The 13,351-nt window shown below is 53.2% G+C and carries 13 protein-coding genes; 2 read left to right on the forward strand and 11 right to left on the reverse strand.

Annotation, left to right across the window (positions count from 1 at the left end):
• Nucleotides 1-214 precede the first annotated feature (214 nt).
• Nucleotides 215-1,360: a collagen-like triple helix repeat-containing protein gene (locus CWS43_RS13480; RefSeq protein WP_101077452.1), complete on the forward strand. Its 1,146-nt coding sequence runs from the start codon at nucleotides 215-217 to the stop codon at nucleotides 1,358-1,360.
• A gap of 88 nt (nucleotides 1,361-1,448) precedes the next feature.
• On the forward strand, nucleotides 1,449-3,167 hold the full coding sequence (locus CWS43_RS13485) for a ShlB/FhaC/HecB family hemolysin secretion/activation protein (RefSeq protein WP_369825867.1): 1,719 nt from the start codon (nucleotides 1,449-1,451) through the stop codon (nucleotides 3,165-3,167).
• 63 nt (nucleotides 3,168-3,230) lie between these two features.
• Here CWS43_RS13485 and trpS read toward each other — a convergent pair whose 3' ends face one another.
• The 11 genes from trpS to pilM form a co-directional block, all read right to left on the reverse strand.
• Complete coding sequence (gene trpS, locus CWS43_RS13490) at nucleotides 3,231-4,247, reverse strand: tryptophan--tRNA ligase (protein ID WP_101077454.1); 1,017 nt, start codon at nucleotides 4,245-4,247, stop codon at nucleotides 3,231-3,233.
• A 1-nt stretch (nucleotide 4,248) separates the two neighbouring features.
• Nucleotides 4,249-4,947, reverse strand: coding sequence for a phosphoglycolate phosphatase (locus CWS43_RS13495; RefSeq protein ID WP_101077455.1), 699 nt, complete (start codon nucleotides 4,945-4,947; stop codon nucleotides 4,249-4,251).
• Nucleotides 4,940-5,617 (reverse strand): ribulose-phosphate 3-epimerase, encoded by a 678-nt coding sequence (rpe, locus tag CWS43_RS13500; protein WP_101077456.1) that lies wholly within the window; start codon nucleotides 5,615-5,617, stop codon nucleotides 4,940-4,942. The genes CWS43_RS13495 and rpe overlap by 8 nt, the downstream gene beginning before the upstream one ends.
• Before the next feature lie 49 nt (nucleotides 5,618-5,666).
• Entirely contained in the window at nucleotides 5,667-6,482 is an 816-nt protein-coding gene (gene dam / locus CWS43_RS13505) for an adenine-specific DNA-methyltransferase (RefSeq protein ID WP_101077457.1), read from the reverse strand.
• Nucleotides 6,483-6,562: 80 nt separating this feature from the next.
• Entirely contained in the window at nucleotides 6,563-7,594 is a 1,032-nt protein-coding gene (locus CWS43_RS13510; RefSeq protein WP_101077458.1) for an SPOR domain-containing protein, read from the reverse strand.
• Between the two features lie 130 nt (nucleotides 7,595-7,724).
• Nucleotides 7,725-8,807, reverse strand: coding sequence for a 3-dehydroquinate synthase (gene aroB / locus CWS43_RS13515; protein WP_101077459.1), 1,083 nt, complete (start codon nucleotides 8,805-8,807; stop codon nucleotides 7,725-7,727).
• A gap of 57 nt (nucleotides 8,808-8,864) precedes the next feature.
• The gene (gene aroK, locus CWS43_RS13520) at nucleotides 8,865-9,386 is read right to left on the reverse strand and encodes a shikimate kinase AroK (RefSeq protein WP_014333540.1); all 522 of its coding nucleotides are present in this window, start codon (nucleotides 9,384-9,386) and stop codon (nucleotides 8,865-8,867) included.
• Nucleotides 9,387-9,734: 348 nt separating this feature from the next.
• Nucleotides 9,735-10,997, reverse strand: a complete 1,263-nt coding sequence (gene hofQ, locus CWS43_RS13525) for a DNA uptake porin HofQ (RefSeq protein WP_101077460.1) — start codon at nucleotides 10,995-10,997, stop codon at nucleotides 9,735-9,737.
• On the reverse strand, nucleotides 10,997-11,842 hold the full coding sequence (locus CWS43_RS13530) for a pilus assembly protein PilO (RefSeq protein WP_101077461.1): 846 nt from the start codon (nucleotides 11,840-11,842) through the stop codon (nucleotides 10,997-10,999). Before CWS43_RS13530 ends, hofQ begins: the two co-directional genes overlap by 1 nt.
• Nucleotides 11,839-12,402, reverse strand: a complete 564-nt coding sequence (locus CWS43_RS13535; protein ID WP_101077462.1) for a PilN domain-containing protein — start codon at nucleotides 12,400-12,402, stop codon at nucleotides 11,839-11,841. Before CWS43_RS13535 ends, CWS43_RS13530 begins: the two co-directional genes overlap by 4 nt.
• A complete protein-coding gene (pilM, locus tag CWS43_RS13540) occupies nucleotides 12,402-13,235 on the reverse strand; it encodes a pilus assembly protein PilM (protein ID WP_101077463.1) in 834 nt (277 codons plus the stop codon). Before pilM ends, CWS43_RS13535 begins: the two co-directional genes overlap by 1 nt.
• Nucleotides 13,236-13,351: the final 116 nt, after the last annotated feature.

The raw sequence follows: 13,351 nt of genomic DNA on the forward strand, positions 1-13,351 counted from the left end.
TTTATTTTTCTAATCAATTCAGAGAAGTGAGATTCATTTCACTTCTCTGTCTTTAATTATAAGAAAATTCTCATAACAGAATATAATTCCTTATACATTGCAACTCACAACTAAAAATCAAAATAATAATCGATGTGAAATGGAATATTCAGAATCTTAAACTTAAACTTTAATTACGCCGACTGTGGCGTATTCTCCCGTGGAGGGTCAAATCATGCGCCATACCATTCATGTTGGTCATGTAAACAAGATTGCTTTGGCAATCTTAGTCGCCCTGTCACTGGCTGCCTGTAGCGGCAGTGGCGGCGGCGGTTCTTCTCATACGGCAAAAACGTCCACCACCGGCTCGGCAACGACCGGAGACGGGACAACAACAGGCAGTGACGGCACCACGACAGCCGGGAACGGAACCGGAACAACGACGACCGGTGACGGAACCACCACAACAGGCAATGGAACAGGTACAGGAACAGGAACCGGGACAGGAACCGGGACAGGAACCGGAACCGGAACCGGAACAACATCCACCACACTCGCTACCGGCACCATCCTGAGCAGTGCGGGTGGCGCAGTCAGTGGCCTGGGGACACAAGTCAGCAGTATCGCCAGCCAGACACCCATCAGTAATATTCCGGTCGCAGGCACTGGCGTCGTCACCATCATCGACAGCGCCGGGAATGCGGTAACTTCCGTGGGCAGCGGCATTCAAAACGGGATTGGCCAGCTAGGCACCAATCCGAATGCCATCGGCACCACGGTCGCAGGCGTGCCAAAAGCCGTGGCTGATTTAGGCACCGGCGTATCCGGTCTTGGAACTTCCCTTGCGGCTAACACCGCCGGAACACCGCTGGGTGGCGTAACCGGTGCGACGGGCGGTCTGGTGAATAACGTCGGGTCACTGGTTACCACGACCGGCAACGGTCTGGCGCAAAACGTGCAGAGCGGCGCGCTTTCCGGCGTCACGACGGCAGCAACGGGCATCGTGACGCCGGTTGTCGCCAATGTACAAACCACCACGCAAACCGTGGGCGGAGCGACCGGTTTAGGCACGCCCGTTAACGGCTTGCTGAATCAGGTGGGCGGCGCGGTCAGCTCCATCGGAACACAGGTCTCTACCAGCACACCCGCGCTGGCCGGCCTGGGCACCGTCGTGACCGATACCGGCCAGGCGGTGTCAAAAACCGGCACCATACTGGTTCCGGCCAGCAGCACAACGACCACAACCGCCAGTAATTCGGGGGGGATTTCCGCAGGCGCAGGTGCCTCGCTCACGCAATCAGGCGGTTTGATTGCGGGCGTAGGAACCACGCTGGGGACTGTCACCGGCGGACTCGGACTGAAATTGAATAAAACACAATAGGTTATTGCTGTAAAAAGCCCGCTGTCCGGACATCCGGGGAGCGGGCTTCTACCTCGGGGTTCCAACTTTTGCCTGTGCGCTCAAAGGAATGTTTATGAGAATAAAATCCTGCATAGTGGCTTTATTGGGTTCTGCCATTGGTTACAGTTCGGCAGATATGTTTCCTACTCTGATCGACCCGAATAACCCGGCCAGGCTGGCTCAGCCTATTTCCCAGCCGCCGGTCAAATCGCAAAAAATAGATTTACCCGCGCAAAAATCTGCACCCGATTTAACCCCACAGACATTGATCGACGTGAAGCACATCCAGTTCGTTGGCGGCACGCAATATCCGCTGGATTCACTGGCTGCGCCTTTCGCCCCTTTCGTTGGCAAGAAAGTACCACTTTCGCAGCTATTGGCAGCCACGGACGAGATTACCCGGCGTTACCACAAAGACGGATTTGTCCTCTCCTATGCGTACATTCCGGCAGATAATTTCAAAGATGGCGTGGTGAAAATCGGGCTGGTTGAAGGGTATATTTCCGGCACGCAAATCCACAGCGATAATCAGCAGGTCGGACGCTGGCTGAGCAAACTGTCGCAGCACATCATGGCGGATAAACCGCTGACGCAAGATACCTTCGAGCGCTACACCATACTCATGGAACGCACCCCGGACACGAAAGTCACCGCCTCAGCCAATAATCCGGACAATATCTACGGCGCTACCGTGCTCAATGTGCAGGCTTTACGCCCGCGTAACTGGAACATTCAAACTGCGGTCGATACGCGTAAAGGCGACAGTTCCGCCGTGGTAAACGCCACACTCAGCGGCCTGAGTACCTACGGCGAACAACTGGGAATTGCGACGTTAATCCCGCTGGAAAGCGGCACACGGAAAACCTATGCCGGTCTGAACTATCAGCAGTATCTCGGTGACGACGGGCTGCTGATGCAGCTCAAAGGCAGTTATTACCAGCAGAAAGACAAAGACTACAACACCATTTTATCGCTGCCGAACGGCATTACCGTCGGTTCGCAGAATACCCAGACGCAATACAACGGCGGCGTTGTCTTCAGTTACCCGCTGGAGCTGACGCGCAAGAAACAATGGACGATCAGCGGCGAACTGGACTATCTCGATAAGAAATACGACTACGATTTGTGGGCAAAGCTCGGCAATCAGCAGATACAGTTACCTTCAGTCAATCAGCGGGTGCGTTACCCGGCAGCAGAACTGTCACTGAATGGCTATCGCGAATACGATCAGGCTTACTGGAGCACGAAATTTAATGTCCGTCAGGGGATCGACGGGTTAGGCGCGACGAACTCCACACCCAATGCTGACCTGTCGTTTACCCGCTGGAAATTCAACGGCGACGCCGCATATCTGTTCGACAAAAAATGGCGGCTCAGTACGTCGGTCGAAGGTGACTGGTCAGACAATGACTTACCGGAGCCGGAACGGGTGAATTTTGGCGCACTGCATTACGGACGTGGTTATCCGGACAGCGATGCACAAGGTGATTACGGCGTCGGCGGGCAGGTTGAGCTGCGCTACATCCACAATCTGGAGCAAGGAGACTGGCTGAAAACCATCCAGCCTTATGCGGTGATCGACGGGGCACATACGGAATTTAATCAGGCAGGGCTGCCGAAACAGAATCTGTCATCTTATGCGCTGGGTGTGATGTTTGGCGATAACCGTCACTACACGCTATCGGTGGAAGCCGCGCGGCCTATTGGCGATGTGCCGCTCGACAGCAATTCCCGCGACTGGCGCTACAACGCGACGTTTACCTACAACTTCAGCGCCGGTTCTTAGTGCGAAAAACAAAAAAGCCACGTCCCGAAGGCGTGGCTTTTGATTTTCATACTCAATCAGCGATTAAGGTGCAGTCACAAAACCAATAGCCTCATAGGCTTTTGCCAGCGTCACTTTTGCGCGCGCGCGGGCTTTCTCAGCGCCTTCACGCATCACTTCCTGCAGGTAAGCTTCGTCGTTACGGAAACGGTGATAACGCTCCTGTACTTCGGTCAGCATGCCGGCAACCGCTTCGGCGACAGCACCTTTCAGATGACCATACATCTGGCCTTCGAACTGGGCTTCCAGTTCCGGGATCGCTTTGCCGGTCACGCCTGAAAGGATATCCAGCAGGTTAGACACGCCCGGCTTATTTTTCACGTCATATCGCACGACAGGCGGCTCTTCTGAGTCGGTCATTGCGCTTTTGATTTTTTTGGTCACCGCTTTCGGATCTTCCAGCAGGCCGATCACGTTTTTACGGTTGTCATCCGACTTAGACATCTTCTTCGTCGGTTCCTGCAATGACATCACGCGCGCACCGGATTTAGGAATAAATGGCTCAGGCACGGTAAACACATCACCATACAATGCATTGAAACGGCTCGCGATATCACGGCTCAGCTCCAGATGCTGCTTCTGGTCTTCACCGACCGGCACCTGATTTGTCTGGTACAGCAGAATATCCGCCGCCATCAGCACCGGGTAATCAAACAGACCCGCGGTGATGCTTTCGCTGTTGGACGTTTCGTAACGCGCGGATTTGTCCTTGAACTGCGTCATACGACCCAGTTCGCCAAAATAGGTATAACAGTTCAGCGCCCAGCTCAGCTGGGAATGCTCAGGAACATGAGACTGGACGAAGATGGTACTTTTCTTCGGATCAATGCCGACAGCAAGATAAAGCGCCAGAGTATCAAGCGTCGCTTTACGCAGCTGAACAGGATCCTGACGGACGGTGATCGCGTGCAAATCGACGATGCAGTAAATGCACTCGTAATCGTCCTGCATCTGGACCCATTGACGCAGCGCACCCATGTAGTTGCCAATGGTCAGTTCACCGGAGGGCTGTGCGCCACTAAATACGATGGGTTTACTCATTTTATGCTTCCTGATCTTTTAAAGATGACAGCCCCAGAGTGGGCAAAAGGTCGGCGAAATGATCCAGCACGCGATCGGGTTTAGTCAGCGCGATAGATTCACCGTAGTTATAGCCGTAAGTCATGCCCACACAAGGGCAGCCCGCCGCCTGGGCACAATGAATATCGTTGCGGGAATCGCCCACAAATACCATTTCACTGGCACGAAGACCGAGTTTTCCCAGCATCAGATAGACCGGTGCCGGATGCGGTTTTTTCACCACGACGTCATCCCCGCCAATCACCAGCGAGAAATAACTGTCGATGCCCAGTGCTGCAAGCAGAGGCGCGATAAACGGCGTGGGTTTGTTGGTGACCAGCCCTAATGGCAGATCCAGCGCCGCCAGTGCGGCCAGCGTTTCTTTCACCTGCGGGTATAAACGGCTACCTGAAGCGGCAGTCTCAGCGTAGTAATGGTCAAACTTATCGCGCACTTTTTGCAGGAACTCTGGTGACAAATCACCTTCAGCCCAGCGAACCGCACGCTCAACCATCACATCGGCGCCGTTACCAATCCAGGTGCTCAGACGTTCAACGCCTGCGGCCGGTAAACCAACATCACGCAGCGCCAGATCAACCGCTTCGGAAAGGCCCGGTGCGCTGTCGACCAGCGTACCGTCTAAATCAAACGCAATGCCGCGTGCAATAAGAGGCTCAGTCATGGGAGACCTTAGCCAGTTCACTGCGCATATGGTCAATCACGGAGCGGTAGTCCGGCTGGTTAAAAATGGCGGAACCGGCGACGAACATGTCTGCACCGGCTGCGGCGATTTCGCGGATATTCTCTGCTTTCACGCCGCCATCGATTTCAAGGCGAATGTCGTAACCGCTGTCATCGATAATTTTGCGAACCTGGCGCAGTTTATCGAGCGTGCCCGGAATAAATGACTGGCCGCCAAAGCCCGGATTAACGGACATCAGCAGGATCACATCAAGTTTATCCAGAACATAATCCAGATAACTCAGGGATGTCGCCGGGTTGAAAACCAGGCCGGCTTTGCAGCCATGGCTTTTAATCAGTTGCAGCGAGCGGTCAACGTGCTCGGAGGCTTCAGGGTGGAAAGTGATGTAGGACGCCCCGGCTTCTGCAAAATCCGGGATCAAACGATCGACCGGTTTCACCATCAGATGCACGTCGATGGGTGCCGTGATGCCGTAATTGCGCAGCGACTTCAGGACCATCGGCCCCATCGTTAAATTCGGTACGTAGTGGTTATCCATTACATCAAAATGGACAACGTCCCCGCCAGCTTCCAATGCTTTCGCCGTGTCTTCACCCAGACGGGCAAAGTCGGCCGAAAGAATGGACGGTGCAATCAAAAACTGTTTCATCCGCTTCTCCAAATGATAGGGTTCCCGAAAATCACCGGTTAACCGGCAATCAGCGATATAGCGCTAAAAGTTCATTCACCATGCTGCGTTGTGCAACTTTGCTGCTGATAGTCCGGCGTGCCGAGACGCGGTGCAGCTGTTTCGCCTGAGCGTACCATTCCAGCGTCAGGGGTGTTTCGTGGTTGGAAATCAGCACCGGCACATTATTTTCATGGGAAAGCTGATACGCCAGCCGGGCCAGGTTGCGCTGATCTTCCATACTAAAACTGTTGGTGTGGTACGCCGTAAAGTTTGCAGTCGCAGAGAGCGGAGCATAAGGCGGATCACAATATACCACCGAGCCCGCCTTTGCTTTCAACAGGGTTTCCTGATAATGCTCGCACACAAACAAAGCATTCCTGGCCTTTTCAGCAAACCAGTAGAGTTCCTCCTCCGGGAAATACGGTTTTTTATAGCGCCCGAAAGGTACGTTAAACGCGCCACTGAGATTATAACGGCACAGACCGTTGTAACAATGGCGGTTGAGATAGAGGAAAAGGACCGAACGACGATAGGGATCGCTGCTGGCATTAAACTCAGCCCTCAGTGCGTAAAAACGATCTGATTCGTTAAACTCCGGCGTGAAAAGCACACGGGCGTCGCGTACGAATTCTTCTGTACGCATTTTCACGATGTTATAGAGATTAATCAGATCGTTGTTGATGTCTGCCAGGATATAAGCGTCATACTCGGTATTCAAAAATACCGAGCCCGCGCCAACAAAAGGCTCTATCAAACAATCTCCCGCTGGAAGATGACGTCTGATGTCATCAATCAGCGGGTATTTGCCGCCAGCCCACTTCAAAAACGCGCGGTTCTTCTTCATGCCGTCAGTTAGCTACTTATACAATTCACAGCCGCGGATTGTATCCTGTTTTTAGACAGCAAATCGCGTTGAGATCAGATTCATTTTTTCAGGTCTTGCTGTACCTGATGTACAGGTTTGACCCACGGTTTTTTTGCCTGAACTTCCGCAGGCAAGCTGGAAATGGCGCGTTTAGCCTCTGCAGAAGAAGCGTAGTTACCACTGACCAACACAAACCACGGCTTCCCGTCGCGGGCTGTCTGATAAACCAGATAGTTTTTCAGGCCCTGCTGTTTGGCAAACGCATTCAGCGTATTTGACTGAGAAGCGCCGCTCAGTTGCAGAGTAAAGTGCGAACCGGGTGCTGATTTAATGGCTGACGCACTGCCGGAAGCGACAGACGGAGCCGGAACAACAGAGGTCGCAGCCGGGGATGATTTGGTGGTCTGCGGTTTTGACATATGCGGCGTTGTGGCAGCAGGTTTGTGCTCTGCGGGTTTCACAGCGTGTGCGACCTGCGGATTACGAACAACGGGTGCAGGGCGGATATGTGAAGCAGATGTCTGAGACCCTGCGGGAGCCTGACTACGCGCAGAACCATTTACCGTAGCCGGAGCGGTCGGTAAAGAAGTCAGTGACTGTGTGCCGGGGTTCATGCTGCCCTGTGCCACGCCATCCACCTGATTTTGCTGGGAAGATAAAGCATCGCTCATATCGCCAGGCAAATCGACACGTTCTTTCGGCTGACCGCTTTCGGGAACGGGTTGAGCTTCAGTCGGTGTGGGTGAAACGGGAGGCAAGCCAATATTTTGCGGCTGCTGGCCGTTGGCTGCCTGTGCGGTGTTCGCCTGAGCTTGCGCCGAAGGCTGAGCCGGCGCAGCGGCATCGTTGCCCGCAAGATTAATGTCTTTAGGCCCGTTGTTCTGCTGCGCGGATGGGGTAGTCGTTGGCGACTTCATGGCCGAACCAATACCGACAATAAGCAGTACCAACACCACGATACCGATGCCTATCATCATGTACTGACGGGAAACAGCGACCTTTGGAATGGAAGGAGACGGCTTGCGCGCACGCGGTGGGCGGCGATCGCTGGTGTCTGGTTTGAGATCATCTTCCGGTGTTAAATCATCCATCTAAAACCTCCAACCCGGCTAAAAGCCTCTGACTGGCTTTACGCGGAGCTACTATCCTGACTAAAAATATAAAGCTTTGCTGGACATTGGTAAAATCGGTCGTTATCTGGCCAAAACCGTGGCCGCATTCTTAACGGCAATCTTCAATCGAAGCCAGCACCATTTCATGCGATACGCCGGAGCGTACTTCAGACTGACCAATTGCTTTGGGTAACACCAGACGCAGCTCGCCAGCCAGTACTTTCTTATCACGCATCATGTGCGGCAGATAAGACTGCGCGTCCATAACCTGCGGGCCCGTCACGGGCAAACCTGCGCGGGTTAACAAGGCCTTCACACGGGCAATATCACCCAGGCTGAATTGACCCAGGCGATGCGCGGTATAACACGCCATCACCATACCGGCCGCGACGGCTTCGCCATGCAGCCAATTGCCATAACCCATTTCTGCTTCAATAGCATGGCCATAAGTATGGCCCAGATTCAGTAAGGCGCGCAGTCCGTTTTCACGTTCATCGGCAGCCACAACCTCAGCTTTCAGCTCGCAGCAACGACGGATGCAATAAGCCAGCGCATTCATATCCAGCGCCAGTAATGCATCCATGTTGTCTTCAAGCCAGACAAAGAAATCGGCATCCAGAATAATGCCGTATTTGATAACTTCCGCGAGACCTGATGACATCTCACGGGCAGGCAAGGTTCGCAGACAATCGAGATCAATCACCACCGACGCAGGTTGATAAAACGCGCCGATCATGTTTTTTCCGAGTGGATGGTTTACCGCCGTTTTGCCGCCGACAGAGGAATCCACCTGAGAGAGCAACGTAGTTGGCACCTGAACAAAGCGCACACCACGTTGATAACTGGCTGCGGCGAAGCCGGTTAAATCACCGACAACGCCGCCGCCAAGGGCAATCAGCGTAGTATCACGTCCGTGCGGCTTTTCGAGCAACGCGGAAAACACGTCATTTAGAACAGTCAGGGATTTGTATTGTTCACCATCAGGTAAAACGACCTGATCAACACGAACGCCTGCCTGCTCCAGCACTGAACGCACAGCATCCAGATAGAGAGGGGCCAGCGTCTCATTGGTCACTATCATGACCTGATCGCCTGCCTTTACCGGCATAAAAGAAGCCGGATCGTGGAACAATCCGGCAGCAATCGTAATGGGGTAGCTACGCTCCCCTAACGTTACGGTAATCCTCTCCATGTCGTGCTCTGTGACCTTCTTTAACTGACACCCTCAGGCAATGATAGAAACCAATAATCAGTTACTTTCCAGCATGTTAATAATCTGGTTAGCAACCACTTTGGCACTTTGATCATCGGTACGAATAGTGACGTCGGCAATCTCTTCATACAAAGGATTGCGCTCTCTCGCCAGTGCTTCAAGCACTTCACGTGGCGGAGCACTCACTTGTAATAATGGACGTTTTTTGTCGCGTTGTGTGCGCGCCAGTTGCTTTTCGATGGTAGTTTCAAGATAGACGACAACGCCACGCGCTGACAAACGGTTACGGGTTTCGCGTGATTTTACGGAACCTCCACCTGTTGCCAGAACAATGCCTTGTTTTTCGGTCAGTTCGTTGATCACTTTTTCTTCGCGGTCGCGGAAGCCGTCTTCGCCTTCTAAATCAAATACCCAGCCCACATCAGCTCCGGTACGTCGCTCAATTTCGTGATCGGAGTCGAAAAACTCCATATTGAGTTGCTGAGCTAACTGTCGACCAATAGTGCTTTTGCCGGCACCCATAGGCCCAACCAGAAAGATATTGCGTTTCTCTGCCATGTTTTTCGGTATTACTAAGACAATTCGTTGATGATAACCCGCCCCGCCAATCAAATTAGCGGCGGGACCTAAACTGAAACCTCATGAGCGATATAGTGCGAGATCAGAAAAAAATTATCTCAACACTCTTGGTAGTTTGGCAACCGAATAAATCACTTTGCACGCCGCAGGAGGGAAACCGTACGTTTTTATCGGCGTGTCTGTCGTAATAAAAAGATCACGGTGCTCAATTCGGTAACCCTTGTAAGCTAAATCGAAGGCAGCGTCAAACTCAGAAGCCCCTCAGAACACAAAAAGTTGCATGGGCTCAACGTTATTGTCCGGTTTCCGTTAATCGAGAATGCCCATTTAATGGGTGCGGATTAAGGTCGGGGTGATGAAAATCACCAGCTCACGCCGCTCATCATTTGTATACTGGTGTTTAAACAAGGAACCCATAACGGGGATGTCTCCCAATACAGGAACTTTAGTCTCTGTCTTTTGGTTTTTGCGCTGAAAAATCCCGCCGAGTACAATAGTTTCACCATCTTTTACCGTCACCTGCGTTTTAATTTCCTGTTTATCGATCGCCAGCGCCTCGCCTTCGGCCTGTTTGATGCTTCTCCCCGGCATATTCTGGCTGATTTGCAAGGCCAGCTGTATGCGCCCGTCGCGCTGAATTTTGGGCGTCACTTCCATCCCCAGCACGGCTTCCTTGAACTCAATGGATGTACTGCCACTCGCGCCACTGGAAACCTGATAGGGGATCTCCGTACCTTGTTTAATGCTGGCAGTCTGCATATGCGCAGTCAGCAGACGCGGGCTGGCAATAATGTCTACTTTGTCTTCCTGCTCAAGTGCACTCAGCTCCAGATCCAAAATCCGGCCACTGATATGCGCAAGATTGAAACCGGCCGTAAAGATGGGATTCTCCACCGGTATTCCCATGCTGAGATTATTCAGGCGAACGACTTTCGTGATGGCTTCCTCACCGGTGAGCCCCCACCGCACGCCAAGCTCACGTAAACTTTCACTATTCATCGTCACGATATGCGCGGCCAATTGTACCTGTTGCAAAGGCAAATCCATTTCTTTTACCCACGGTGCAACAACGATCAGAGCCTCCTGGGTATCACGTAATAAAAGTGTGTTGGTACGGCTGTCGGCGGTAGCACTCCCTTTCACGGATAAAAGCGAGCCTTTCTGAGCATTCAGGCTCAATGCAGTCTCTTTCGCATCGGCGTATTGCAACGGTATCGTGAGGCTGACCAGCGGGCTTTGCCGCGCTTTTTGCTCAGCAACGTCTTCAATGGCCTGTTGCTGAATTTTCGGATCAATTTCCGGTGCTACCAGCAAAACATTTCCCTGCTGCTGGCTGGTCAGGTGATTCATTCGCAAAATAATGTCGAAAGCCTGTTGCCACGGCACTTCTTTAAGCTTCACGCTGATTTGCCCTTCAACACCGGGGGCGATGACCAGATTCAACTCCCGGGCATCAGCCAGCGCCTGTAAAACCATCCCGACCGGGGATGACTGGAACTCCAGGGAAACGGGTGATGAGGTGGCGGCTTTCACCGCGCCGGAGCATAAGCACAGCAGGAACAGTACTGCGCCGTAATTAATGTATTTCATTATTTTCCCTTCCCTGGAGAATCATTATTTTTACCCAACTGGATAACCTGACGCTGTGCACCACAGCGAACATCCTTAAACGTCAGCCCAACCTGCCGGTTATCGAGCGTTTCTACCGTCCATTGCGGTGTCCCGATTTGCGAGCCGGGCTCAACCTTACTCCACAGCCCATCCGGTGAGAGCAGCCAGCCAAACGGTCGTCCTTCTACATGAGTTATCCCACTCAGCACCCACCTGGCTACCGGGGAATTATCAAGACAAGAAGATGGTTCCGGCACGTTGAAAGGATCACGCTCTTCTTCCACAGCAACAGCACCTTCGGTTAGCCCCCCGGCGGAGGAAGCTTGGGCCAGCAGAACTGAGGCACTCAGCCCCGCAACGTTGGTATGCATGCTCAGTTCGCTGAACACGGGATGCCCCGGCCGTTGCAGCAACGCATAGAGAAAGTGGGTCATTGCGCGAAAAGAAAGCTGCATGTGCAATTCCCCTTGCGCTCCCGAAGCAGGCTGCCAGCGAATCAGTTTTGCCTGAGAGTCTTTGAGCGGCTGTGCGAATTGCTGCGCCAGAGGCAAACCGGTTTGCCGTAGCGCCGTGCTCTCCTGTAACTCGCGCTCCAGGCTTTTCAGCGAAGGCATAAGCAACAGCGCAGCCTGAGACTGCAAAACCACGTGCTGTTCAGTGGCAATTTGCGACGCCAGTTCTTCCTGTTGCCGCCATATTCCGCGTAGCACGAACAGATAGGATATTAAAAGCAGAATCAGTACACCCACGGCCAGGATGAGCACTCGTTGCCAGCCCGGCTTTTCCATCAGCGGCTCAAGGCGCTGCGATAAAAGTAACGTCATTGCACACCTTCCGTATCTGGCAAAGACTTTGCCAGCCGAAGCTGAGCCTTCATGGAAAAGTGCAGAAGCCGGTCAGGCATCTGCTGCACGTCCGATAAACTGACTTCATCGAGCAATCCGCTGGTACTCAGGGTTTCACTGAAGGCCAGAATATCGTGATAAAAATGCCCTTCACCTTTAAGCGTTAGCAAACCCTGATGCTCGGTGAGTTCAGTCAGCCAGACTTCCCCGGGGATCTGCGCTGCAAGCAAGCCCAGCAGGCGCAGATAATAATGGCTCTTTTCCACCCGCTGGCGGTTGAGGAGGCGCTCAGCTCTCAGCACGTTGACCTGTGACAACGCCGCTGCCACCTGAATCTGCTGACGGGATAACTGCTGAACGCCCGAATTCAGCGCCGACAAATGGCGTTGCAATAACGTGGTTTCCTGCGTCATCACAACGGCCAGGCACACGGCACCGGTGAATACCACTGCCGGTACGCAGGTGAAAAGCCACAACCAGTAGCGGCTCCGGCGCTGGCGGCGCAACTGACGCCACGGCAATAAATTGATTTGCAGCATCAGTAGTCTTCCTGCCGCAGGGCCAGCCCGACAGCCGGGGCGAAGGCCCCGGGATTAGCGGGCAAAGGCGCAGACAACTGAATAATGGCAGATAGCGGCGACCAGCATTGCATCGCAGGCAATGGCGATTCACCACTAAAGAAGCACTGACTGTGGCACAACGCGGCGGCGCGGTACTGTGCGCGGATTTGCTGTGCAAGTGCCTCGTCGATTTCTGTATCGTCAGTCAAACCAAACTGAAACGGCAAGCTATGTGGAGAAGCCCATAAGATCCCATCATCAAGAGGATGGATAAGCAAAGCATCACCGGGAAGCCCGGCGGCATGAGCGGCCACCTGAAGTGCGCAAGGGGCAAGTTCAATCACATTCGGGTACAACTGCGCCTGCGCCAGGCTGGCCATCCATTGCTGGATTTCTTGCTGTCTGGCTGCCGTGACCACTATCTGATCTTCACCATGAGGAGCGGCCCGATAGTCCATCACCAGATGTTCCATGCTCAGCGGGAACTGTTTTGCCGCACTGGCAAAGATAAATTCACTGCGGGCAGGCTCGCACAGCCGGCGGTCCGGCACTGCCAGCCGCTGCTGCATAATGCGCTGCGCAGGAAGGCTGATCCGCAGCGAAAATGTCACCGGAAGTGTTTTCCGCCAGCACGATAAAATGGCGATCAGCGGCGCGGTCTCATGTAATATCCCCTCCCGCAATGTGAAATCGGGTAACGGATGTTGCCACCAGTGACGTAATTGCCAGCCATGACGCGGGCGCTGAACGGCAATCGCGCGGGCAAAACCAGCTTGAATATCCAGACCTACCTGCCATGCTTGTAGTCGCATTTTCGCCCAATCTCCATATCGTCAGGTAAATAAAAGAACGTATCCATGTTGCTGGCTTGCCTTTATACTACTGCGCGGTTGTTTATAAACTGCCCAATTGACACTTAATGGGAAAT

The organism is Rahnella sp. AA (genome assembly GCF_002834385.1).
GTDB lineage: Bacteria > Pseudomonadota > Gammaproteobacteria > Enterobacterales > Enterobacteriaceae > Rahnella.